The sequence below is a fragment of the Desulfothermus okinawensis JCM 13304 genome (assembly GCF_054654515.1).
Map to the genome: position 1 here is coordinate 47,941 of NZ_BAAIEW010000014.1, position 26,946 is coordinate 74,886.

A 26,946-nucleotide genomic window follows, 5' to 3' on the forward strand; every position below is an offset into this window, starting at 1 on the left:
GTATTAAGCTGGTTCTAACCATCTATTTTTTAATATTGCGAACACAGAGCACATAACGTCTGCTGGTCTTATCTGCCCAATAGGCATTTCCATTATATAAATAGATTTCCCATACATATTCTTTCTGTCCTTTGACTGGTGTTGAACTCCAGTAAGAACAGATCCTGCATTGAAAACAACATGCATTTATTACTGGGTTGCCCCCTCCTTTTGGTGAAACTATGCTAAATAATTCAAATATTGTGGGGAGTCTCCAGTCAGTAAAACCAGCAAGACTGAGATGCTCACAATATTCTTTGGCCCTGTCCCAGGTGGTCTTGTCAATATGACATACCTGCCCATCCCCATCTATGTCTGCTGTGGACTGCTGCCACATGAGGTTGGTCTTTGAATCGATTACTACCAAATCTCCCTTGATTTTTTTTCTGTCCAAAAATTTCAGAAGATCATCATATTTTTGTCCATATCCATAAAACTTTTCACCTTTTTCTGGCTTGGGACAAACTGTTTCAGTACACTGATTGTAACATTTTATTTTTTGTGCTAAGATGACACCTGGGATAAGGACGCAAATAATAGCAATAATTATACTGTAAAAAATAAGTTTTTGGTGTATTTTCATGACTGCACCTCCTAATATAAAGTTAATAATAAATGGTTTTTATATTTGATATTATTGAAAATTACTTTCATTATAATTTAATTTTTATTTTTTTCAACTTAATTCTTGAAAATTTTTTGATTTATTATTATGACATTTTGGTCTTGAAAGGTAATATTATGAAAGATTAATATAGTTAAATATTTTAAGGGGGCTATTGTATGAAGAAAAAATAGTTAACATATTTGATTTGTTGAGTTTTTAATCGTATATTTAAGAGTTCCTATTCACACAATTAAAGATAGTTTTTGTATAGGATTAATTCAACAAATAATATTGGGAGGGCTTATTAATGGAAGGAAATCATTCAACAAAATTACCATTGATAATGATGGCAATTTTTTTTCTTTTTACGCCACAGGCATGGGGAATGGTCAAACACAAAGATCCGTCCATTACCGCAGACCATTCAAAATTTAAGGAATTAAAAGAAGATTTTAAAGATGGTGCAGATTTAACAAAAAAGTGTTTAAAATGTCATAATCTTGCTGATAAACAAGTATATAAGACCTTTCACTGGACGTGGCAGGACAAAAAAGGCCTAAAGGGAAAGGGTGCGTATACTGCAAATAATTTCTGTATATCCACTAATTTTATGTATGATGAAGAGTGTTCAAATTGTCATATTGGTTGGAGGGGCAAAGAGGATGGTATCAATTGCTTTAAATGTCACCTCCAGACCAAAGAAGATATTTCCAGTGATATGAAAGACTATTTGTTTTTTTCTAAGTCAAAGGATAGGGATTCTCAGGAGATGGCCCAGGATATAAAGAACACAATCATGGAAAATATTGTAAAAGTAGGGACTCCCACCAGGAGAAATTGTGGAGAATGTCACTTTAATGGTGGTGGTGGTGATGGGGTGAAACATGGAGATTTGGACACTTCATTAATAAATCCCAAAAGAGATCTAGATGTCCATATGGGAGTGGATGGTGGAAACTTTTCTTGTGTTAGGTGCCATACAACTATTGAACATAACGTTGCAGGTAGATATTACGAACGTCCAGCAGTAAAGGAGAGAAAGTCTCTTATAGAAGATGATAAGGCCTCTAAAATTACCTGTGTTTCCTGTCATACAAAAACTCCCCATAAAGACGATATCATAAATGGTCATACTGAAAAAGTTGCATGCCAGACATGTCATATTCCTGCATTTGCCAGAAAAAAACCAACAGAGATGTGGTGGGATTGGTCCACTGCTGGAAAGACAAAAAATGGAAAACAGATAAGAAAAACAGGACCATTGGGCAAGCCTATTTATACCACTATTAGGGGTGATAAAAAATGGGCAAAGAATGTGATTCCTGAATATTTTTGGTATAATGGGACCATGGAATCCCTAACTGTTAAAGACAAAATTGATCCCACCCATGAAGTAGCACTTCGTTGGCCTTTGGGTTCTCCAAATGATAAAAATTCAAGGATATATCCCTTTAAAATCCATAGAGGGAACCAACCATATGACAAAAAATACAAAAATCTTGTTCCACCTCTATTGTCTGTGGAAGATGGGTTTTGGATCAGTTTAGACTGGCAAAAGGCAATAAAACATGGATGTGAGATTGTGGGAATCCCATATAGTGGAGAATATGGATTTGTTAAGACCTCCTTTGCTTTTCCAATAACACACATGGTTGCTCCAAAAGAAAATGCAGTAAAATGCATAGAATGTCATACTCAAAATGGTAGATTAAAGAATATAAAAGGTGTGTATCTGCCAGGTAGAGATAGGTTTGGAATTTTAGATAATCTGGCGTGGACAATTATAATACTGACCTTAATAGGCGTAATTATGCATGGCCTTGGCAGACTAATTTTAGGTAAAAGGAGGGGATAAGATGAAGAAAAGAATATATTTATTTACCAGATTTGAACGTCTATGGCACTGGCTACAGGCCATACTCATAATTGTATTGTTAATAACAGGTTTTGAAATTCACGGTACTTATTCCTTATTGGGTTATAAGAGGGCGGTAACTATACATAATTTTTGTGGTCTAACCTGGCTTGGGCTATTTTTCCTGTTTGTATTTTGGCTTTTTGTCACTGGAGAATGGAAACAGTATATACCAACTACAAAGAAGATGTTTGATGTCATTCGTTTTTATTCTTATGGAATTTTCAAGGGAGAGAGCCATCCATTTCACAAAACCAGGGACCATAAACACAATCCCTTGCAGAGGATAGTATACCTTATACTTGCCTCTATATTTTTGCCAATTCAGATTTTATCTGGAATTTATTATTATACTTATCACACATGGCCCAAATTAGGAGGACTTGCTATTTTCAGTTCCTTAGATACTGTGGCATTTATCCATACCCTATTTGCTTTTATAATTTTACATTTTTTAGTAATACATATTTATATGACCACCACTGGTGATACTGTCTTTGCCCACATTAAATCTATGTTTACAGGATATGAAGAAATAGAAGAACTCTCTAGTTAACATTTCATTTTTTTATGTTAGGCCCAGGTTTTTCTGACCTGGGCTAAACCCTTATCTATTGCCATCTACTAATATTATTGTTATCACATCTACACTTTCTTGGGTTCCCTCCCAAGAGAACACAGGGTTGTGTGTTTAATCTTTTTATATCCAAGGTAAATAGGAGTTTTGGGAAAATGAATAGAGAGCTAAGGGATCGTTTAATAGCTTATCTGGTGATTCTTTATATTGGAATTACTTCTGCATTTTTTTTTATAATTGCCTTATTTATATGGCTTTTTACCCTTCCCTTTGATAAAAACAAAAAGATCCTACATCAGTTTACCTGTTTTTGGGCATCTTTTTATCTCTGGACATTACCTGTTTGGAAGGCTCGTGCAATTGACAGGCACAAGATAGACAAAAACAAGGTGTATGTTATTGTTGCCAATCATCAGTCTCACCTGGATATTGTGGTGTCCTTTTTACTTTTTTGTCATTTTAAGTGGATTTCAAAGGCTGAAGTATTTCGCCTCCCCTTTATTGGCTGGAATATGAGGTTAAACGGTTATGTAAAACTAAAGAGAGGAGATAAAAAGAGTATTGCAGAGATGTTTAAAAGGTGTGAAGAGTTAATTGCAAAGGGAAATTCCATATTTATCTTCCCAGAAGGAACCAGATCTCCAGATGGAAAATTGCAAAAATTTAAGCCCGGGGCATTTGTGCTTGCAAAAAGGATGAAGGTGCCTATACTTCCAGTGGTAATAAATGGTACCAGGGCAGCTTTACCCAAATATACATTAAAGTTTCATGGAATACATGAATTTACCATTAAGGTTTTAGATGAAATACCATATGAAAAATTTAAAGATATGAATATAGACGAGATATCTGAAATGGTTAGAAATATTATGCTTCCCCACATAAAAGAGAGCTAAAATCTATTTTGGGCTCTTTCTAAAGTCATATGTTATTAAAGTTACTATAAATAAAAGACAAATGACTGATGATAGATAAAAATCATACTTTATATCTAGATATTCTGTTATAAGGCCAAATATAATAGGTGCTATAAATGCAGAGGTAGTTATAGCAGTAAATCTAATACCCATACCAAGCCCAGATTTATCCTCCTGGATATTCTCAGATATAAGTAACATACTAAGTGGCTGAGATATGCCAAATCCCAATCCCCATAAAGAGATTCCAATGGCTATGGTGATCAAATCATTTCTTAATGGAATAATTAAAAGGCCTATAGAAAATAAAAACAGAGTTAGGTAAAGTAGTTTATTTAAGTCAATAACCTTAAAAATCCTTGATATAAAGATTCTCAACACAGACATTGTAATTGAAAAAATAGATATAAGTATACCAATAATATCTGGTTCATAGTTGTTGTTTTTCAAAAAAATAGGCAAAAAAGAACTTCTAAGTGTGGTGATAAATACAGCTATTGATGTAAATAAAAGTATTAAAATAAGATTGGTGTTGTGTAAAATATTATGTATTTCTTTAAAAAGAGAAATATTTTTATCAGGATTAGATAAAATCCCTTTTTTTTCATCATGCCTTAAAAATATCCCTGGCAAACTAAACAATATGGTAATTAAAAAAAGAAGTTCAAAGCTATAATACTTTACAATAATTCCACCTAAATATGGTCCAATGCCCTGTCCAATTGAGCCAAATAGTGCCAGATCTCCAAATCCCTTCGCCTTTTCTGTGAAATCTGTATTTGAAGAAATTAGTGTTTGAGCTCCCACTACAATAAGTAAAAATCCGAGACCACCGATTAATTGGGAGGTAATAACCCCAAATAGGTTTTTGTATAGGATTAGCAGGGCTGAAGAGGCAAAGTTCAGGAAAAATCCCAATTTTATCCCGAATAGAGGTGAGAGTCTATCCATTATCCGTCCAAGGGGTATTGCTAGTGGGATGGAAAGAAGGCTGTGTGCGCTGACTATTATTCCAATCAAGGCTGGGGAAAAATGAAGGTGTTCGCAATATAGGGGAAGGATAGGAAATAGCATTGAAAATCTCAGGAAATGGAACAGATATAAAATGTTCATGGGGAGTTAGATAATTTTTATCCATTTGAATTTCAAGGGAATTAAAAGCGGTCTAACTTTAAGGTTTTTGTGTATGTATTTCCCCTTTTTATCTTGCCTAACTTCGTTTTTTAAGGAATCCAGGACTCAACATATTTGTTCGAGAACACTTTTAACCCTAGTCAAAGGCCGTGGAATTTTCCACGGCCCTTTATTATAATTTAGTTCACATGTTTTTTTAATTCCCTTTTTAGGATTTTGCCCACTGGATTTCTGGGAAGGGAGTCTATAATCTTTAGTTTTTCAGGGAACTTGTATTTAGCAAGTCCCATTTCTTCTAAAAAGGTGCATAGTTCATCTAATGTCACTGTTTCACCTTTAACTGGAACCACAAAGGCACAACCCCTTTCGCCTAACACTTCATCTGGATATCCCACAACAGCAACTTCAGCTATTTTGGGGTGGGCTAATATTGCATTTTCCACCTCCTGGGTACTGATGTTAAAACCTCCCCTAACTATAATGTCTTTTTTCCTCTCAAAAAAACCAATGTATTTTTCGTCTTTTATAACAAATAGGTCTCCAGTGTAAAAATAATCATCTTCATCAAAAGATTTTTCTGTGATATCTGGTCGTTTAAAATAACAGGGAATAACATTTGGGCCCTTGTATGCAAGTTCTCCTACATCTCCTACCTTGTCTACCTCCTTTCCTGTTGCAGGGTCAACCAACTTTAATTTTAACCTTTCATTTAATATATCAGATGACCATTTTGTCCCAGGTCTCCCATAAAACGGGAAATGATCCACCCTTTTTTCTATATCTGGGACATCTTTTACCCCTGCAATTATGCCTGTTCCCTCATTTTGTCCCCAGATATTTCCCACATCAATATTCCAACGTCTTTTAAACTCCTTCATGGTGTAGAGGGAAGGGGCAGCTGAGCCAAGGGTGATGTACTTTAGGGAACTAAGGTCAAACTCCTTTGATTTTGGGTGCTTTACAATTATATTGGCAATTGCTGGAACCATCAGGGTATAATGCACCTTTTCTTGTATTATCTGTTTAAGATACAACTCAAAGTCAAAGGGATGGTGGAGCACAAAAGTGCCCCCATGGACTATCCAGGGCATATAGGTGGTGCCAATGGCTGCCATATTTACCAGGGGGCCTGCAGTTATGTATATTGTATCTTCTGAGAGCCCAACAGAGTCTTTTTGAATAAGCGCCTGGTTAATCCAATTATTGTGACTTAAAGGACAACCCTTGGGATCTGATTCAGTACCAGAGGTCCAGCATATGGTGAATATGTCATTTGCATCTATGTTTATTTTCTTTATGCGCTCATAGTCAGGGGGTGTTTTCAAAATATTTTTCAGATCATTATAGGTCAGCACATCCTTTATTGATGAATGCTCTTTTTTTAACTGACTTGCCAAATCTTTGTGTTTAAATCCCTTGAAATCATCCACTGTTATGATTAACTTTGCATTTGTTAGACTAGCAATATAAGAGAGTTCTTTTTTTCTCCACTGCATTGGTGTAGGGCTGGTTATTGCCCCTGCCTTTGCTATACCAATATATAGGGCAGCAAGCTCCCAACAATTTGGTATCTGGACCATGATTATATGGTCTTTTTCTATCCCCATTTCTATGAGAGCTGTGGCAATGGAGTCAGTTGCCTTTTTGAATTCATCATATGAAACCCTTTGCGGAGATGTTCCAACTAGATCTTCCTTGTTGTAAGGGTCCACTATTGCAGTTTTATCAGGAAAGTCCACTGAGTGTTTTTCAAAATAATCAATCAAAGTGGTTGTTCCCCACCAACCTTTTTGGGTATATTCATCTAATCTCTGTTTTGGTGCAAGTATCATTTAAACCTCCTCTTTTTATTTGAACAGATCCTTATAAGTTATTCTGAGATCCCTTTTTAATAATTTACCTGTGGGTGTTTTTGGCAATGCATCAACAATTAATACCTTTTTAGGCACTTTAAATGGAGAGAGATGTTTTTTGCAATGTTCTATTATATCCTGTTCAGTTAGTTCTTCACCTTTTCTTGGAACTACAATTGCGCAAACAGCTTCTACCCATTTTGGATGAGGTACGCCAATAACTGCCACTTCTTCCACCCTTTTGTCCAGATAGATGGCCTCTTCTACTTCTCGACTTGCAACATTCTCACCCCCTGTCTTTATCATGTCTTTTTTTCTATCTACCACTGTGATATAACCTTCTTCATCCATTACACCAAGGTCACCAGAATGAAACCAGCCTCCCTTCATTGCCTCTTCAGTCTTCTCAGGGTCCTTATAATACATGAGCATTACATGGGGACCGCGACCTGTTATCTCTCCAACAACACCTGGATCAGTTATTGTGTTTCCCATATCATCTTCAAGTCTTGTCTCCATATTAAGTCCGCCTTTTCCTGCTGATCCCAATTTTCTTAGGGCGTCTTCTGCCTTTAGGACTGTGTGATAGGGTGCAAGTTCTGTCTGCCCATAGTAGTTATATACCTTTGCCCCTTCAAATTTCTCTAAAATTTCCTTTAAGACCTCAACAGGCATAATTGACGCACCATAATATAATTTTTTCAAACTACTTAAATTGTATTTATCAAAATCTGGATGTCTAAGCATCCCTATCCACACAGTGGGTGGCGCAAAAAACATAGTGGCCTTATATTTTTCAATATTTTTTAAAATTTCAGGAATCTCCGGGGTAATTAGTATATTTTCTCCACCAAGCCAGAATATGGGATTCATAAAAACATCCCTCTGAGCACAGTGGTATATGGGAAGGGCATTTACATTTACATCAGAGGATTCATACCCACCATCAACAATACAACCCATATATTGAGCAAGCAGAGATTGATGGTTTAATATAACTCCTTTGGGGTTAGATTCTGTTCCACTGGTATAGGTCATCTGACAGGGATCCTCAATGCGCAGAATAACGTCAGGTTCTGTATCAGGATATGCAGAGTACCACTCATCAAAATCTATAAACTTATCGCTTAGCTTCTCTTTACCTACCATATCCCTGGACCAGATAAATTTATCTACACTTTTCATATCATCTAAAACATCCTTAACTAGATCATATAGTGCATCTTCTACTATAAATATATTGCTCTCAGAATGATCTATGCAATATTTTATATCTGGTCCATGTAATAAGTAGTTTACTGCTAGATATATACCACCTACTTTTATTGTGCCAAACCAGGTGAGTACATGGTGTAATGTGTTGTGTGCTAAAATTGCGACCCTATCATATTTTTTTACACCTAAGTCCTTTAGTGCATTGGCAACCTGATTTGCTTTTCTGTCAAGTTCAGAGTAAGTTAAAGATGTATCTTTAAATCTCAAGGCGATTTTGTCTGGATAGTGATATGCACTTCTTTTGAGTAGATCAGATATTACCCAACGATTTATTTTATTGTAGTGGTTTAAAAGGTAGTTTACATTTTCTTCTGTAATAGAATAAAATCTGCCTTTAAGATCTTTGGAAATATTTGTCATAATAGCTCTCCCCCTTAAAATTGTTATTTAAGTATTTTTTAAATAAAAATCCTTATACATTTGCCTTATGTCTTTTTTGGAAAATTTACCAACACTTGTTTTTGGAATAGACTCAACAAATAATACCCTATCTGGTAGCTGCCATTTTGCAAATTTTGGAGAAATAAAATCAATAATATCCTCCTCTGATATATCCTTTGATGGATCCTTTAACACCACAAGGGCAAGGGGCCTTTCTTCCCATTTGGGATGGGGGATACCTACAACTGATGCCTCTAACACTTCAGGGTGTGCCATTATAGCATTTTCAAGGTCAATTGAAGAGATCCACTCACCACCGCTTTTAATTAGGTCTTTGAATCTGTCGGTTATCTTTAAATATCCATTTTCATCCACTGTTGCAGCATCTCCGCTCTTCCAGTAGCCATCTTCTGATATGGCATCCCTGGTCCTTTGGTCATTATAATATTTACAAGTGATCCATGGCCCTTTTAAATGGAGTTCACCAACAGATTTGCCGTCCATTGGTAAGTCTTTTCCCATGGGATCTCTTAGTCTCCAGTCAATAAATGGGACAAAATAGCCCTGTTTTTTCTTGAGTTCCCAACTTTTTTCCTCGTCTAGATCTAAAAATGGTTTTGGTTTGTTTATGGATACAAGTGGTGTGGTCTCGCTGGCTCCGTATGCATGTATAACTTTTGCACCCAATTCATAATATTTTTTCATAAGTGCAAGTGGCGGCTCTGTTGCCCCAGAGAGCATCCTCAAATTGTTAAATCTTGGTTTGGGATCCATTTTTTCTATATAGTGTAGCATTGGAAGGAATATGGCAGGGGCCCCATTTGTAACTGTAATTTTTTCATTCACCAATAAATCAACTAGTGATCCAGGATTTTCTGCGCTATATAATCCTGGAAACACAAGCTTTGCTCCAACTAAGGGTGGTCCAAAAAAAGCCCCCCATCCATTTGCATGAAACATGGGAACAATCTGGAGCATTACATCATCTGGTGTTAGCTCAGATAACATGGTGATTATCATTGTATGCAAACAAATAGCCCTGTGGGAGTAATAGATTCCCTTTGGCCTTCCAGTGGTGCCTGATGTATATGCCCCACTATACGCAGAGGATTCTTCTATCATTGGCCATTCAAAAGTGGAATCCCTGCCTTCTAAGAGTTTTTCATAGTTGTAAACTGGCGATAGAGATGTCTCCTTGTTTTTATCTGTTTCTGAAATAACAATAAATTTTTCCACACGGGGAATTGAGTCTGAAATTTCCTCTATAAGGGGCACAAGGAGTTCATTTGCAAATATAAATTTTGTTTCAGAGTGATTAACAACATAGACCCTATCATCTTTGGATATCCTTGGGTTTAGTTGTAGAAGAACTGCCCCAATACCAGATATTGCAAAATAAAGTTCAAAAAATCTGTGGGAGTTTACTTCCATAACCCCTACACGATCTCCAGGTCTAACCCCAAGGTCTAAAAGTGCATGTGCCATTTTGGAGATTCTAACCAGGGCTTCTTTATAGTTATATCTAAACATAGTTCCATCTAAACGCCTATACGCCACTTCTGTTTTTGGGAACATTGTGGCAGCATATTTTATTACTTCTATTAAGTTTAATTGATAGCCATCACCCATCGTGGATGGAAAACCTTTGATTATTTCTCCCATATCCCCCTCTCCTTTTTTTTAAATTTTTAAGACTGGGCGCTTGGTTAGTAAAGATTCTTAAATAAGATAGCTGATATAAATATTTATTGTCAACTTAATTTTAAAAAGTTAATATAAAAACTGGTAGTTGCCATTTGATATCTAAATTATAAAAAACAAAAGGGGAGAAGCTATGGGAATTAAAAAGGGAGGTTTGGTATTTTTTTTGTTTTTTGTTTTTGGATTGTTGACTTCTGTATATGGTTATGCAGAGGGCAAGATAGTAGAGGTTGTACTCTATCCAGATATGGCCCTGTTAAAAAAAGAGATTAATATTTCCTTAAAAAAGGGTGAAAACCAATTAAAATTGACGGGTTTTCCAGTGGATATGATAGATAATTCTGTGCAGATACAACTATTGCCAGTATCAGTTATTGAGATCTTAGATGTAAAAGTAGAAAAGGATTATTCAAAAGAGTTGGGCTCCAGCAGGATAAAAGAGTTGAAACAAAAAATTTACAATCTTAATAGAGAGATTAAGGAAGTTTCAAATAAAATAAATTCCATTAAGACTGCCATTGAATTTATAAAATCAACCAATCCATTCCCTGCTAATTTAAAGGTTTCTCCAAAAGAGGTGGAAAATTTTTCCAACTATATTATAAAGTCCCTGGATTCAAAATACGCTATGGTTTTAAAATTGAATGAAAAGTTAGATAACTTACTTAAAAGGAAGCAGGATCTGGAAAATAAACTAAATGAGATCAGCTCCCAAACCAGATCATCAAAGGACATATATTTAAATGTGTATTCAAGGAAAAGGATTAATAGCAAGATCAAGGTATCATATCTTGTGAAATCTGCTGGCTGGAAATACGCATATGATGTCAAGGTTGATTCTAATAAAAAATCAATTTCAATATATACATATGCAATAATTAAACAATCAACAGGAGAGGATTGGAAATCTGTTCATATGGAACTCTCCACTGCAAGACCCAACTTTAGGTATGTACCAGAACTGCATCCATGGTATTTAGATATATATAATCCACCGGTATATAAGAGCAAAGGTATGTTGAAGCTATCCAGAATGATGAGGGCTCCATCCTTGGAAGAAATTTCATCTAAAGGTAATATATATAAGGGGAGTTATTTAAAGGAAAATCAAGCTTCCTACAGCTTTGTACTTCCTGGGAGAAGATCTATACCATCAGATAATAAAGAACACAGGGTCTACCTATCTTCAAAGGCCACTAGTGGAGAATTTTTATATACAGCAGTTCCAAAGTTATATGCTTATGCATCTCTTGTAGTTTCTCTGAAAAATCCCTTAAAATATCCAATAATGCCAGGTAATGTAAAAGTTTTTTTGGATGGGATGTTTATAAACAAATTTTTTGTTAAAAAGGGGATAATGCCTGGTGAAAAATTAAACTTGTCCTTAGGTGTTGATGAATCCATAAAGACAACTAAAAAACTCATTAAAAAGTATACACAATATAAGGGGCTGGTCTCAAAACAGATAAAAGTTAGTTTTGAATACCAGATAACTATACGCAATGGAAAGGGTAGAAAGATAAGAATTCTTGTAAAAGATAATATACCTGTATCCAGAAATGAAAAGATAAAAGTAAAATTACTGGCTCCAAAAGAGGGGGTAGAGATATCAAAGGATGGTATTATTACCTGGGATTTAAAATTATCTCCTGCGCAGGTTGTAAAACTTCCAGTTAAATTCACCGTGGAATATCCAAAAGAGGTTGAAATTACAGGATTATAAGATGGACTACTAAGATAGGAGTCTTAACATGCCTGGATATAAAGTTCACCTGGCTGGAGGAATGGCCTTAACTGGAGCCTGTGTGGCAGCGGGGATATACAAGGGGTGGTTTGATTTTAATGTGCTTGAGATAACATCTATCCTGTTTATAGGATCACTTGGTGCCCTATTTCCAGATGTGGACACAGATTCCAAAGGACAGAATATTTTTTATTTTTTACTTGCATCCTTAGATCTTGCCTTGATGATAAAGAAATACTATAAATGGGCTGCAATATTGGGTTTTATGGCAATGTTGCCTCCTCTAGGAAAGCATAGGGGATGGACTCATACCCTATGGGCCATGGTGCTTGTTCCATCCCCTATGCTTGTCTTGCCTTTAATTTTTTACAAGATCCCACTTGAGAGATTACTTCCCTTTTATCTTGCAGCAGTCACAGGATATTTTTCACACCTTCTTTTAGACAGGAAGTTTTTATGACTCTGTGTCAAGGTCTATTTACAGTTTTTTGTTCACCTTAATTTTAGATTTTTCTTTAAAAAAACAGGTTTCTTTTTTCATGCAAGAAAATCACATATATCTAAATAGTCAATGGATTCAAATGTGACAAAATTAAATTTTATTTCTGGATACTTTTCAAAAAATTTTAAATATTTCTTTTTTCTGACAATTTTAGGATTTAACTTCACCTCAAATGCATATTTTTCATCAACTATAAAATCTATCTCTTTTTTATCAGTTGTTCTCCAGAATTTTATATCTTCAATTTCGTTGTCAATTAAAAATTTAAAAAAAACATTTTCTAAAAAAATCCCTCCCTGTTCGCCTATTAAAAGGTCATTAAATTTTCCAAAAAGCACATTTCTGAAACCAACATCGTAAAAGTAGTATTTATTCATTTTTGTTAATTCTTTCTTGATATTAGTTGAAAATGGTGGAATAGATCTTACAATAAATGCTTTTTCAAGCAAATATAGATAATTTTTTACTGTTTCATAAGAAATATTTAATGTTCTTGAGAGTTCATTTGAGTTGATAAGTGTGCCAACTTGATGAGCAAGAATTTTAAGTAGCTTAAAGAAAGCAATTTCATTTTTTATACCATACTCTGAAATGTCTTTTTTTAAAAAACTTGTGTATAGTTCTTTTAAGATAAAGATCTTTTCATCTATATCTTCCTCTATAACCACTCTTGGATATCCACCAAATTTAATATATTCATTAAGATAGATAATTATTTCTCGTTTTATATTTTTTAAGTATTTAACTTTTTTTTCATTAATAAAATAGTTTGATTTTATTTCATTTGTCAAATCATCTCTTCTTTTTGCCCTTAGAAATTCAGAAAATGAAAATGTGTATAAGATAAAGATTTTTTTTCTTCCTGCAAGGGAATCTTTAAACTTTCTATCAATGTAAAAGGCGCTTGATCCTGTGACAATTATTTTTATCTTTTCTGAATAAAGGTCATAGATGTATTTTAAAAAATTTGTTGGATTTTTTAAATATTGAATCTCATCTATTAGCAGATAGAGTTTTTTTTCTTTCGGAATATAATTAAATATATTTTCAGGATGAGAATTTAAATCTGAAAGAATTTCTGGGTCTTCAAGAGTGTAGAAGAAGACTTTTTTATTTTCATGTTTGAGCTTTTTAAATATTTTTTTTAACAACCAGGTTTTGCCAACCTGCCTTGCTCCAACAATGATGATGATATAGTCATTATATAAATTCTTAAATATTTTTTTTTCTAGTTTTCTTTCTATCATGTCTCATGATATAATCGGATAATTTTCTAACGTCAATAGGAAATTATCGGATTATTTTTATTTTAAATTTTATTGTCACGCTGAATTTTTTTTAGGGTTTAAAGAATTAGGCGGGGAGGATGGTTTAGACTAATTACCCCGAGTTTATCACATTGATAAGCTCGGGGTAGAGAGCTTTAATAGTAAACTAAAAAGATAAACTAAAAAGAGTAACAAAAAATAAGGGAGTCTTTCCCACTCAAGATTCCTGTTTAAAATCTTTTATCTAGCCATAGAGTACAAATAATGTTACAGGCCCATCTCCTTTATTTTTGTTGCTCTGTTACTTCTCTTTCCATTCTGGGGTTCTCTTTTCTAAAAATGCCCTAACCCCTTCCTTTGCGTCCTCTGTTGAACACAACCTGGCGAATACTTCATTCATATAATTAAATGATTTCAAGTAATCCATATCTTCAGCCACATAAAATGCCTTTTTGGCTATCTGAAGGGCAATGGGGCTTTTTTTGGCAAGCTCCTTTGCAATTTTTAAGGTCTCTTCTTCTAATTTGTCGGGATCTACTGCCCTATTTATTAGGCCTATTTTTTGAGCCTCTTCTGCATCTATTGTGTTTCCAAGAAAAAGAAGCTCTAAAGATCTCTTTCTCCCAATGGATCTTAGAACCGGGATTACAGGTCCAACACAGTTTAATCCTACATTTATTGCAGTTAGCCCAAACTTTGAGTTTTTTGAAGCAATAGCAAGATCACAGGCTGCAACAACTCCCAATCCATTTGCAACAGCAGGACCATGGACCTGGGCAATAACTGGTTTGTTCATTTGAGAAATATATACTAGGGGAGATTCCATTATCTCTATCCATTCCCTATACTCTTTAGTGGATTTATCAAAAAAATCTCCAACATCAATACCAGCACAAAAGGCCCTGCCAGCTCCCTTGATTATTATTACTCTCACCTTTTGATCCTTATCCATATCCTCCAAGGAATTTTTTAGTTCTTTTGCCAGTTCAACAGTAAAGGTGTTTAAATTATTTGGTCTGTTTAAGGTAATAATGCCCAAGAAGTCCTCTGTTTTTTCTACTATTATGTTTTTGTATTCCATACGCCCCTCCAATAATTTTTGGTTTGAAAACACTCTAAACCTAATAGGGATATTTGACAATACAAAAAATCTTTTTTTTCATATACCTATATTGATTTCTTGACTAAAAAAGTTTTATCATAAACAAAAAATCAAAGAAGGGGAAGAAAATGGTATGCATATATTTTGGCAGAGATGAATACAAAGTCCCGCTTAATTCAATAATAGCTGGCCTGGGTCATGAGTTCTTATCAGAGGTAGGGGAAGATAGGGTAGATGAATATTTGAAGGAGAATGTTTCTCCCTTGATATTTATTATTGACGAGAAGCTACCCAAATTTAATGATATAATTCACCATATTATCTCCATGAAATTCAGCTTGTTAAAATATGTGTACATTTTTGCCCTAATTGAGAATTTCAATTTAGAAAAATACATAAAATTTTTAAATATGGGAATTGATAATTTTTTCACCCTTCCTCTCTCAGAAGAGGAACTTTATGTAAAATTAGAATATGTAGATAAAAAATTTGAACTATGCGCAACATCTAGTAATTTTTATCAATATTTTTTTAAGGACCATCTCCAGCCCATGATCATCTTTGATAAAGAGGGAATAATTAAGGATGTAAATAGGTCTGCTTGTTTATTATTTCATCAAAATGAGGATTATTTTACTGGAAGAAATATATTAAATACTTTTTTGGGAGATCAAAATAAATTAATTAATGAATATTGGAAGGCAATTATTGAGAAACAGAGACGAAGATTTTATTTTAAATATTTATTAGGAGTAAAAAAGAAATATTTAGATATACAAGTTGGCAATATTATATTGAATAAAAAGGAATATTTCTTAGCAGTAATTAATGATATAACTCAATTAAAAGAAATAGAAATAGAGTTAAAAAATGCATACAATGAAAATGAGATAATTATTAATTCAATACATTCGATATTTATACATATAGACAATGATTGCATTGTTAAGAGATGGAATAAAGAAGCAGAAGAAGCATTTAACATTCCAAAAAATAAAGCAATAGGAGAAAAGATAGATAAGTTACAAATTGAATGGGATATAAAGGCTTTGATCTCAACTATTAAGTCAGTAAAAGATCAATCTAAACACCTAAGTGATATTAATTTTATAGATCCAGAAGGAAATGTAAGGATATTGGCCCTCACAATATACCCTATGTCAAAAAATGGACAAATAATAGGGCATTTGTTGCTTGGAAAAGACATTACAGAAAAGAAAGTAATGGAATCTCAACTGGTTCATGCACAAAAATTAGAGGCAATAGGTGAGCTAGCCGCTGGAATAGCCCATGAAATAAATACTCCTGTGCAATATGTATATGGAAATTTAAGCTATATAAAAGATACCTTTTTAAACTTATTGGAACTCATTGGTTTGTATAGAAATGTGTTAGAATCTCTAGATAGAGAAGAAATAGAAGTTAATGAACTGTTGGATTCGGTCCGCAGGAAAGAAGAAGAGATGGATGTGGATTTCTTAAAAGAAGATTTACCAAATGCCTTGGATGAGAGCATTCAGGGATTGGAAAGGGTAATTGAAATAGTTCGATCCATGCGTGATTTCGCGCATTCAGGAAGTCAAGAGAAAAAGTTGTTTGATGTAAATAAGGCAATTAAGGATACTATAAATATTAGTAGAAATGTCTGGAAGTATCACTCTGAAATTAAATTGGAGCTAGATGAAAATTTGCCTCCTGTAATTGGTTATGGAGATGAAATAAATCAGGTGATATTAAATATTATAGTTAATGCCGCCCATGCCATCACAGAGAAAGTAACAAAGTCAAAAAGTGATGAAAAGGGGCTTATAACCATTAAGACCTGTAAAAAGGATAATATGGTAGAAATACAGATTAAAGATACTGGTTGCGGTATCCCGAAGAAAATAAGGGATAAAATATTTGATCCTTTTTTTACAACAAAAGAGGTTGGTAAGGGAACAGGACAGGGTCTTTATCTGGCTTTTAATATTGTAAAAAAACATAATGGTAATCTTTTTTTTGAATCAGAAGAAGGGGTAGGTACTACATTTTATATTCGTCTTCCCATTGCAAAAGAAGATACAAGTAGTGAGTTTGAAATAGGGGATTTGATATGAAACTAAAAATAATGTTTGTGGATGATGAAAAGAATGTACTTAGCTCCTTAAAAAGGCAATTTTACAATAAAAAAGATGAATGGGATATGTATTTTGTAAATAGTGGTGATGAGGCTATCAAAAAGATTAATGAGGAAGAATTTGACGTTGTGATTTCTGATATGTATATGCCGAAGATGGATGGGGCAGAATTACTTGAGTATATTCAGGATGATTCTCCTATTACAATAAGGTATATTCTTTCAGGCTATAGTGATATAGATCTGGTAAAAAGAACTTTAAAACCAGCACATAAATTTTTTCATAAACCTTGTTCAAAAGAAAAGATTGAGCACGCAATAAATAGGGTTATGTTTTTAAAGAAGTTGCTGCCAGATAAAGAAATAAGAGAAAAAATAAACCAGATAGGAATGTTGCCAACAAATCCTGTTAGCTATTCTATTCTAAGTGAGGGAGTAGCAAAATCTGATATGAATTTCTTTAAAAATAGCTTATATTTCGATGTTGCTATGTTTTTGAATTTATATAAAATTATAATGAATTCATTTTTTATGGATGTAGATGAAGGGCATAGTTTTTTTAAACTATTACACCATATTGATAAAACTATTTTAGATAGGGTAATAGCATCTCAAGATATATTCGTTAATTATGAAGATATTCTTTTAAAGGATTTTTCTTTTAATGAGGTCTGGAGGCATTCAAGGCGGGTGGCTTATTTGTGTAAGGCCATATTTGAAAGAATTAATAAAAACGTTTCAATGATTGAGGATTCTTTTATAGGAGGACTACTTCATGATGTTGGTGTTTACTTGATGTTTTTGATATTTAAAGATGAGTATTTAAAATTTTTAAAAGAGCATTTTTATTACCAAGATTTTTCAGTAAAAGAAAAAGAAAAATTTGGATATACCCATTCAGTATTAGGTGGATATTTAGTGGGGCTTTGGGGAGCTAATCTAGATATTGTTGCATCTATAGCCTTTCATGATAGACCTTCTGCAATAAAAAACAAAAAGTTATCTGTCTTATCAATAGTCCACTTTTCTGGAATTTTTGATAAAAATAAAGTTAATTGTGTTACGAATCATAGCGAATTATCTTTGGATACGAAACACTATTTTCAACTGGTTACCCCTTCTGATCTAAAAATATGGAGGATGATTTGTGAAGCTAAATACAATTTATTTAACGACAAGGTAAACGAAATATATTTATAAAGGTTTTTTTATATGTCTGAGAAGGAAATATATGTAGATCAACTTCAGGTTGGACTTTATATTAAACTTGATTTACCTTGGTTTTCCCACCCTTTTATGTTTAATTCCTTTAAAATAAAAAATCAGGAACAGATTGAAACCATAAAATCCTTGGGAGTTGAAAAGGTAATTTATATTCCAGAAAAAAGTGACGTTCAACCACTTGCAAGGATAAATAAGAAAGGAAGTATGCCCACAGATGAAGTTAAGTCCAGACATGACCAGGTGATTTCAAAAGAAGTAAAAAGAAAGATAAAAAAGATTAAAGAATTAAAGTCCATTAAAGAGTCTTTGAAAGAAAGCAAAAGAAAATATTTATTAAAGGTAAAAGAGTTAAATAATTCATTTGCCATGTTACTTAGAAAAGATGAAAAAGCCCTTGAGTCGGTAAATGAACTAGTAAAAGATAGCCTGGACCTTTTATTATCAAAATCTAATTTGGTAATTCATTTACTATCTGAAATAGGTATGGAAACTGAGGATTATAACCATGCCTTGAATGTAATGGTATTATCTATGTTGATTGGAAAGGAAATGGGACTTAGTGAAGAAAAGTTAAAGTATCTTGCACTAGGCGCGGTTTTCCATGATATTGGGAAATTAAAGATAGAAAAAAAATATTGGAGAAAACCTATTAGTAAGATGACAAAATTCGAGAAAAACTTAGTAAAAATACATCCAAAATATGGGGTAGAGCTATTGAGTTCAATAAAGCCCATTCCAAAAGATATGTACGATGCAATTTTTCAACACCATGAGAGAAATTTTGGAGGTGGTTATCCCATTGGGATTAAAGGAGATGAGATAAACGAGTTGGCCAAGATAATCACACTATCTAATATATTTGATAAACTCTGTAATCCATATGATGTATTAAAGAGTATTTCTGCCTATGAGGCCCTAAAAATGATTTATAGAGATTTTGAGATGATTGTTGATTTCAGAATATTTGATATATTAGTAAAGGTTGTTGGAGTGTATCCACCTGGCACAATTGTAAGACTAAGTAATGATAAGGTGGCAAAGGTGGTTACCGTAAGATTAAACCACATGTTTAGACCATCAGTGCTCGTATATGACCCAGATGTACCAAAAAAAGATGCTGCACTCTTCGATCTAATGGAAAATAAAGATGTACGAATAGAACATGCTCTTTCTTTAAGAGATTTAGATGAGAAGATTATTCGGTATCTTGATATTGGTACAAGAATAAACTATACAATGGATTCATTGGAAAAGACCTAATTAGGGGAAAAAGAATGGAAAAAATTTTATTTGTAGACGATGAGAAGAATATTTTATCCTATTTTAAAAGGAGATTTCATAAAAAATTTAATGTAATTACTTGTGATGATCCTGTAACCAGTCTTGATATAGTAAAAGAGAATAAGGATGTTGCTGTGGTAGTTTCTGACATGAAAATGCCGAAAATGGATGGAATTACACTTTTAAATAATATTTCAAAACTATCACCTAATACTGTTAGGGTGTTACTAACTGGTTATGCAGATTTAAATACTGCAATTTTAGCGGTGAATAAGGGAAATATATTTAAATTTTTGACAAAGCCATGTGATGATAAATTGCTTGAAGATGTCCTAATTCAATGTATCAGGCAATATAAATTAATTACAGCAGAAAAGGAATTATTACATGGTACCTTAAAGGGAAGTATTAATTTGCTCTCCGATATACTTTCTTTAACAAATCCCGAAGCCTTTGGAAGGGGATCCAGAATCAAAAGAATGGTCCGTTGGATAGTGAGATATTTTAAGGTGAAGAATATATGGAAATATGAGTTAGCAGCTATGTTGTCCCAAATAGGATGTGTTGTCCTGTCTCAAGAGACTTTAACAAAGATTTACCACGGCAAAAAGCTCACCGAAGAAGAGAAACAGCTCTATGAGATGCATCCTGGGGTAGGAAACAGTCTTCTAAAAAATATTCCAAGGCTATCTGATATTGCCCAGATGATTTTATATCAGGAAAAACACTATGATGGTGGAGGAATTCCTCAAGATGGAGTAAAAGGAGATGATATCCCATTTGGAGGTCGTATCTTGAAAGTAGCCTTAGATTTTGATTTACTCCAAAATAGAGGACTTAGCAAAGCAGAAACATATAAAGTGCTTAAGTCAAGAAAAGGGATCTATGATCCAAAAATCCTAAAGGCCTTAGAAGAGTATCTTGGAGAAGAGGCCAAATATGAAGTAAAGGAACTTCCTTTAAAGGAAATACTACCTGGCATGATTTTTGGTCAGGAAGTAAAGACCAAAACAGGCCTCTTATTGCTTGCCAAAGGACATGAAGCCAATTGGGCGGTATTACTAAAATTAAAAAAATTTGCAGAAAGTATTGGTATTGAAGAGCCTATAAAAGTGCTTATCCCTGTTGGCGTTGATGATGAGGTAGATGAAGACAATTAATGCAACTAATAGGAAAATATTTTTTTTAATAATATTCCTAAAAAAGACTTAACAACCCCAATTACTGACTATTTCCAATTTTATCTAAAATTTTTGGAGTCTAAATATTACCTTAAAGTATATTAACATTTAATATATAAACTTAATATTCATAAATTCCAATGGTTTTGTTTGATTAATGTGTTTACTTTTGTAGAGAAAATTGTTAATCCTTACAAAAATTTTTGAATTGGTTTAGGGGAGTTAGCCTTCGATTTTAATATCTTACAAAGGAGGATGTTATTATGGGTAAATCGCTGATAAATAGAGTCCTTATCTTTACTGTACTTGCATTAATCGTCCAATTTTTGTTTACAATTGGTATTTTTAAGTGGAGGATGTCTCATTTAGAAAAGACACAGCTTAAAGATTTTTCAGAATCTTGTATAGCAAAAAAGAAAAACAAACTAAAAGACATTGTCAATGTAGCATACAATATTGTTCAAGACTATTATAACAGGGCCAGGGACGTTGATTCATTAAAAGAAAAAAAGTCCATGGAACTCAGAAAAATAATAGATATTGTCTCAAATGAAATAAAAGGTCTTTTAAAGACCAATATATCACCAGATAAAATAAAGGAGATAATCAGGAATCAGAGATTTGGCATTAACAGGAACTACATTTTTATTGTGGATACCAAAGGAGTGACCATATTAAACCCATCAAAACCCTCTATAGAGGGAAAGAATGTAATAGGTGTTAAAGACAAAAGGGGGAAATATTTTTTTAAAGAGATGATACAAATGGCAAATACAAGAGGAGAAGGTCTGGTGGATTATTATTGGCCAAAACCAGGTTTTACCAAGGCATGTTTAAAAATATCTTATATTAGACTCATTCCAGAATTAAATTGGATTATAGGGACAGGAGAGTGGATTGACGATATAAGCGTGCAAATGAAAATGGAGGCCATGGAGTCCATTGGGAGACTTAGGCTTAGCGGTGGGAATTATTTTTGGATAAATGATATGCATCCTATAATGTTAGTCCATCCATCTGAAAAATTGAGGGGGAGATATGTTGGAGATCTAAAGGACAAAAATGGTAAAAAGATGATGCTTGAGATGGTTGATGTTTGCAAGAAAAAAGGTGAAGGATTTGTTACATATTATTGGGGGAAAAAAGGAGAGAGAGGTACTTTTGAAAAAATTTCCTATGTAAAACTTTTTAAACCCTGGGGGTGGATAATTGGAATGGGAGAATATATGGATGATATTGAAAAGGCAAAAGCTCAATATAAAAACAACTTCAGATCCCAATTAAATAAAATCTTTATAACCTGTTTAGGTGGAAGTGTTCTGTTGTTCATATTGATTTTAACTGGAATATATATTTTTCTTAGAAATTCCTTGAAAAATCCCCTAAATAATTTGGTTGCATTTGCCACAGAGGTGTCACAGGGAAATCTGGATAAGACACTTTCTGGTAGATATGTATTTGAATTTAAGATCTTAAAAAATGCCATTGAAAAAATGGTGGGTAACTTAAAGGATAAGATCAAGGAGGCAGAAGAGAATAGTGAAAAGGCAATGAAAGTTGCCCAAGAAGCAAATAGGGCAAAGGAAGTTGCAGAACAGGCAAAGAAGGATGCTGAAGACAAGAGCGAAAAATTACTTGAGACAGCCGCCACCTTAGAAGAGGTGGTTTTTGGATTAACAAGTACTGCTGATGCCCTACAAACCCAGGTTTTAGACGTTAATAACAAGATGAATGAACAAAAGGGCAGGGTAGAAGAAGCTGCCACTGCAATGCAACAGATGAATGCAACTGTGTTGGAGGTGGCAAAAAATGCAGCAGCTGCCTCTGAAAATGCTGAAACTACCAGCAATAGTGCAACTGAGGGATTTGATGTGGTGAAAAGGACAATAGAGGAAATCCAGAAGGTAAAAGAAACCAGTTTGGACCTTGCAAATAAAATGAATGAACTCACCAAGCAGGCTGATGCCATTGGAAATGTAATTGATGTCATTAATGATATAGCTGATCAGACCAATTTGTTGGCATTAAATGCAGCAATTGAGGCCGCCAGGGCTGGTGAAGCTGGCCGGGGATTTGCCGTTGTTGCAGATGAGGTGAGAAAACTGGCAGAAAAGACAATGAATGCGACCAAAGAGGTAGCGGAAAACATAGCAAATATGCAGAATGCAACTAAACAGAGTAATGAGGGGGTAAAAAATGCCCTAAAAGCAGTTGAAGAGGCATCCAGTTTGGCCACTGAATCTGGAGATGTGCTAAATAAGATTTTAAACCTTGCAAAGGATAGCGCTGAGCAGGTGAGGAGTATTGCAACTGCAGCAGAAGAACAGTCCTCTGCCAGTGAGCAAATTACAAGGTCCATTGAAGAGATAGGAAATCTTTCAGAGATGACAGTGGAAGCAATGGATGAGACTGTGACTATTATAGAAAAATTAACAAACCAGGCAGAAGAATTAAAGATGCTCACAGAAGAATTACGGTAAGGTTAATTTTTTGAGATGGATTTAGAGGTATATAAAAATCCATATAAATCCTTTTTAAAACAATAACTAGAATAAAAAACAATTTATTGCAAAGATAGAAAAAATGACCGAGTTCTACTTTGGAACTCGGTCAGAAATTGCAAAGGATTTACACAGGTTATATGATAGGAGCAAAGGTGGATTTATTTGATTTATATAAACCCTGTTTATTGAAAAAAATTTGGTATCCCGTTTAATTAAAATATCTAGTGGGAGTTAGATAGCCTGGACATACTAAGAATATTTATAAGGTGGTTGTTATGATAAAAAATTTGCCCAGGTCAATAGACAAGGGATTTTGTCCAATTTCAGGACTTACAATTTTTCAACCTGATAATTGGAAAGATGTTAAATTAAGTGAAAGATGCAAATGTTCTTACTTTTTAATAGATAAAAATATATTGCTCAGCAAACCAAATGGTTTTGCAGGATTAAAGGAAGTTAGTGCATCAATGGATATTATAGACAACATAATGACAGACTATTTAAAGGATCAAAATGTAATATTAATGCACGATTATTCATCAATCACTGGTTTTTCAGAAAGTGGTAGAGAATATTATCTAAAACATAAAATAGACTTCAACAATCTCTGTTGTATTATTTTTTTTGGAATATCTCCTCTATTAAAACTTGGTATAAAATTAGGTAAGGTGACACTTTATAACAAGGATATTTATATTGTAAAGGATTATGAAGAAGCTATTAAATTGATATTAAACATGGGATATATCAGTTCAGATAGGTTGACACAAATTAAGATGGATCAAAAAAACGAAATTTGTTTTAATTTAATAGGCACTTTATCAAATAAAGTAGAAAATAAAAAGATTGATGTTTATGTAAATGATATTATAGAATTAATTGCCAGCATAGAATGGAATAAGCCAGGATTGGATAGAAGTTTTGTAAATAATTTGCCTCCACAATTAAACGCAATTTATGATGCATTGGCACTGATCAAATCAGATTTTGATAAAATTATTGAAGAGCAAAGGCAATATAACTTACTACTTCAAGAACAAAAAGAAATCTATAAGAGGATTTTTGATAACGTAAGCGATTTTTTATATGCTCATGATTTAGATGGTAAAATAATACATATAAATAGTGCATGGAAAAATTTAGGATATGATGGATCAGATTTAGATAATTTAACAATATGGACCATTGTTCCTGAACGATATCATCATGAAATAGAAGTTTATTTGAGGAATATAAAAGAAAAAGAAAGATTAAAAGGTTTTATGCGTGTTAGGAGTAAAAAAGGAGATGAAGTTATTGTAGAATATAACAATGTAATTTTATATGATTCTGAATTAAAAAAACACATTGTTTATGGATGTGCAAGAGATATAACTACCAAATTGAAATTAGAAAAGCAATTAAAATATAATGAAATGTTATATAGAGGGATCATGGAATCTTCACCTGACCCTATAGTTATATTAAATGAGCGGGGAAAGTTATTATATGTTAATCCAAGTTTTTGTTCTATTTTTAATTATAACAAAGATGAAGTTATAGATAGAAATATATTCTTTTTGAAAGATCAACATAATAAATTTATTAAAGATATTTTGACAGTTAAAGGTGAAGTCAATGGATACGATGCAGTTGGATATAAAAAAAATGGAGAAGAGATTTATTTGTCTATAAATTTATCAAAAATTCAGGTGGAAGGAATTGAAAATAGATTTGTGATGATTTTAAGGGATGAAACAGAAAAGGTGTTGGCTCAAAGGGAGATAGAAGGGTATAATGAGCAATTGGAAGCACTTGTTGAAGAAAGGACACACCAACTAAAGGAATCAGAAGAGAGATACAGAGATATATTAGAAAGCATTGAGGATGGTTATTATGAAGTAGACATAGCAGGTAATTTAATTTTTTGCAACGATGCATTACTTAGAATAACTGGATTTGAAAGGGAAGAACTCATAGGGAAAAATAATAGAGAATATACAGATGAAGAGAATGCTAAAAAATTGTATGCTGCATTCAATAAAGTTTATAAGACAGGAGAGCCAATAAAAACATTAGAATGGGAGATGATTACAAAAAATGGTGGCAAAAGGTATATAGAAAACTCTATTACCTTGGTGAAAAACAGATATGGTGAGCCAGTTGGCTTTAGAGGTATTGTAAGGGATGTCACAGAAAGAAAACAAATGGAGCAAAAATTAATAGAAGCTAAAGAAATTGCAGAAAATGCTAGTAAGGCAAAGACCATATTTCTTGCTAATATCTCCCATGAGATAAGAACACCTTTAAATGGAATAATAGGTCTTTGTGAAATACTAAATGATATGGATTTACCACATGAGGCATCATTGCTTGTTAAAAATATCTTAAGTGAATCCAATATGTTATTTAGTTTAATAAATAATATTTTGGACTTATCAAAGATCGAGGCTGGTAAGCTAGAACTTGAGAATATTGAATTTAATATAAAGGAAATGTTGAATGAAATAACCAATATATTCTCTTTAAGGGCCAAAGACAAGGGTTTAGATTTTTATTATGACATTCCAGATAATTTGCCACCAGCTGTTATAGGAGATCCCACTAGAATAAGACAGGTTCTTTACAATTTATTGGGAAATGCAGTAAAATTTACTGTAAAGGGTAGTGTTGGCTTGATATGTAAAATCTTGGAACAAGAAAAGGACAGGGTTTCCTTTAGACTTTATATAAAAGATACAGGTATTGGAATACCTAAATCAAAATTAAATGATATTTTTGAGCCTTTTGTCCAGGCGGATACCTCTTTTACCAGAAAATTTGGGGGAACTGGACTAGGCATTTCACTCTCAAAAGAATTAATTGAACTTATGGGAGGAGAGTTAAAATGTGAAAGTGAGGAAGGTAGGGGCACTGTTTTTTCTTTTACCTTAAACCTTCCAATCCCTGAGAAAGAGGATATGACCTTTGATAAGGTAGCATTGGACACTGAATTAGTCTCAGTTAAATGTGATGAGATATGTCTCGGTTCTGTATTGGTTGTAGAGGACTATGAATCGAATCAAAGAGTGGTGAAAAGACATTTAGAGAAAGCTGGATTTTGCGTGGACTTAGCATCTAATGGTCTTGAGGCCATTGAACTGTTTAAGAAAAATAGATACAACCTAATACTGATGGACATTCAGATGCCTGAGATGGATGGATATACTGCAACTGAAAAGATACGACATATTGAGAGAATAAATAATTTGAGTCCAACACCTATTATAGCTATGACAGCCCATGCCCTAAAATCTGATAAAGAAAAGTGTCTAAGTTGTGGAATGGATGATTACATATCCAAACCCATTAGAAAAAAAGAGCTTATTGCTTTGGTAAGCCGGTGGGTAGCCAACAACTTAAAACACCAACCTCTCTCAAAATCAGATCATGACAATGAAAGAATAACTAGGAATTTTGCATTAAATCTGGATAAAGCTTTAGAGGAGTTTGACAATGACGAGGAATTTTTGTTGGATGTATTAGAAAAATTTATAATAAATGTTGAAAATCAGATAGATATAATTAGAAGAGCAATAAATGTTGAAGACATGGAAAAAATAGCAAAAGAGGCTCATGGAATAAAGGGTGGTGCTTATAATTT

General features: G+C 33.4%; 18 protein-coding genes. 11 read left to right on the forward strand and 7 right to left on the reverse strand.

What is annotated here, in order from left to right:
* Positions 1-22: 22 nt before the first annotated feature.
* Positions 23-622, reverse strand: coding sequence for an Lcl C-terminal domain-containing protein (locus ACYQ0O_RS07010; protein ID WP_459891723.1), 600 nt, complete (start codon positions 620-622; stop codon positions 23-25).
* A 331-nt stretch (positions 623-953) separates the two neighbouring features.
* Between ACYQ0O_RS07010 and ACYQ0O_RS07015 the strand changes: the two genes are divergently transcribed.
* From ACYQ0O_RS07015 to ACYQ0O_RS07025, 3 genes are all read left to right on the forward strand, one after another.
* Entirely contained in the window at positions 954-2,501 is a 1,548-nt protein-coding gene (locus tag ACYQ0O_RS07015; RefSeq protein ID WP_459891724.1) for a tetrathionate reductase family octaheme c-type cytochrome, read from the forward strand.
* Position 2,502: 1 nt separating this feature from the next.
* Positions 2,503-3,117 (forward strand): cytochrome b/b6 domain-containing protein, encoded by a 615-nt coding sequence (locus ACYQ0O_RS07020; protein ID WP_459891725.1) that lies wholly within the window; start codon positions 2,503-2,505, stop codon positions 3,115-3,117.
* 176 nt (positions 3,118-3,293) lie between these two features.
* The gene (locus tag ACYQ0O_RS07025; RefSeq protein ID WP_459891726.1) at positions 3,294-4,034 is read left to right on the forward strand and encodes a lysophospholipid acyltransferase family protein; all 741 of its coding nucleotides are present in this window, start codon (positions 3,294-3,296) and stop codon (positions 4,032-4,034) included.
* Positions 4,035-4,037: 3 nt separating this feature from the next.
* On the opposite strand, the gene ACYQ0O_RS07030 is transcribed toward ACYQ0O_RS07025, so the two are convergent.
* From ACYQ0O_RS07030 to ACYQ0O_RS07045, 4 genes are all read right to left on the reverse strand, one after another.
* Positions 4,038-5,168, reverse strand: coding sequence for an MFS transporter (locus ACYQ0O_RS07030; RefSeq protein ID WP_459891728.1), 1,131 nt, complete (start codon positions 5,166-5,168; stop codon positions 4,038-4,040).
* Between the two features lie 200 nt (positions 5,169-5,368).
* Complete coding sequence (locus tag ACYQ0O_RS07035; protein WP_459891729.1) at positions 5,369-7,021, reverse strand: class I adenylate-forming enzyme family protein; 1,653 nt, start codon at positions 7,019-7,021, stop codon at positions 5,369-5,371.
* A gap of 15 nt (positions 7,022-7,036) precedes the next feature.
* Complete coding sequence (locus ACYQ0O_RS07040) at positions 7,037-8,677, reverse strand: acyl-CoA synthetase (protein WP_459891730.1); 1,641 nt, start codon at positions 8,675-8,677, stop codon at positions 7,037-7,039.
* Between the two features lie 27 nt (positions 8,678-8,704).
* Positions 8,705-10,360 (reverse strand): long-chain-fatty-acid--CoA ligase, encoded by a 1,656-nt coding sequence (locus tag ACYQ0O_RS07045; RefSeq protein ID WP_459891731.1) that lies wholly within the window; start codon positions 10,358-10,360, stop codon positions 8,705-8,707.
* A gap of 172 nt (positions 10,361-10,532) precedes the next feature.
* Here ACYQ0O_RS07045 and ACYQ0O_RS07050 point away from each other — a divergent pair, with 172 nt between their 5' ends.
* Entirely contained in the window at positions 10,533-12,122 is a 1,590-nt protein-coding gene (locus ACYQ0O_RS07050; RefSeq protein WP_459891732.1) for a mucoidy inhibitor MuiA family protein, read from the forward strand.
* A 28-nt stretch (positions 12,123-12,150) separates the two neighbouring features.
* Positions 12,151-12,603, forward strand: a complete 453-nt coding sequence (locus ACYQ0O_RS07055; RefSeq protein WP_459891733.1) for a metal-dependent hydrolase — start codon at positions 12,151-12,153, stop codon at positions 12,601-12,603.
* A 77-nt stretch (positions 12,604-12,680) separates the two neighbouring features.
* On the opposite strand, the gene ACYQ0O_RS07060 is transcribed toward ACYQ0O_RS07055, so the two are convergent.
* Both ACYQ0O_RS07060 and ACYQ0O_RS07065 read right to left on the reverse strand, forming a co-directional pair.
* On the reverse strand, positions 12,681-13,892 hold the full coding sequence (locus ACYQ0O_RS07060; RefSeq protein WP_459891734.1) for an ATP-binding protein: 1,212 nt from the start codon (positions 13,890-13,892) through the stop codon (positions 12,681-12,683).
* A gap of 322 nt (positions 13,893-14,214) precedes the next feature.
* On the reverse strand, positions 14,215-14,994 hold the full coding sequence (locus ACYQ0O_RS07065) for an enoyl-CoA hydratase/isomerase family protein (RefSeq protein WP_459891735.1): 780 nt from the start codon (positions 14,992-14,994) through the stop codon (positions 14,215-14,217).
* 149 nt (positions 14,995-15,143) lie between these two features.
* Here ACYQ0O_RS07065 and ACYQ0O_RS07070 point away from each other — a divergent pair, with 149 nt between their 5' ends.
* From ACYQ0O_RS07070 to ACYQ0O_RS07095, 6 genes are all read left to right on the forward strand, one after another.
* Entirely contained in the window at positions 15,144-17,114 is a 1,971-nt protein-coding gene (locus ACYQ0O_RS07070) for a PAS domain-containing sensor histidine kinase (protein WP_459891736.1), read from the forward strand.
* Complete coding sequence (locus ACYQ0O_RS07075; protein ID WP_459891737.1) at positions 17,111-18,334, forward strand: response regulator; 1,224 nt, start codon at positions 17,111-17,113, stop codon at positions 18,332-18,334. Before ACYQ0O_RS07070 ends, ACYQ0O_RS07075 begins: the two co-directional genes overlap by 4 nt.
* Before the next feature lie 12 nt (positions 18,335-18,346).
* On the forward strand, positions 18,347-19,618 hold the full coding sequence (locus ACYQ0O_RS07080) for an HD-GYP domain-containing protein (RefSeq protein WP_459891738.1): 1,272 nt from the start codon (positions 18,347-18,349) through the stop codon (positions 19,616-19,618).
* A 14-nt stretch (positions 19,619-19,632) separates the two neighbouring features.
* Entirely contained in the window at positions 19,633-20,799 is a 1,167-nt protein-coding gene (locus ACYQ0O_RS07085; protein ID WP_459891739.1) for an HD domain-containing phosphohydrolase, read from the forward strand.
* A 284-nt stretch (positions 20,800-21,083) separates the two neighbouring features.
* On the forward strand, positions 21,084-23,300 hold the full coding sequence (locus tag ACYQ0O_RS07090) for a methyl-accepting chemotaxis protein (protein ID WP_459891740.1): 2,217 nt from the start codon (positions 21,084-21,086) through the stop codon (positions 23,298-23,300).
* A 299-nt stretch (positions 23,301-23,599) separates the two neighbouring features.
* Positions 23,600-26,946: PAS domain-containing sensor histidine kinase (locus ACYQ0O_RS07095; RefSeq protein WP_459891741.1), on the forward strand; the 3,347-nt coding region annotated here is incomplete at its 3' end.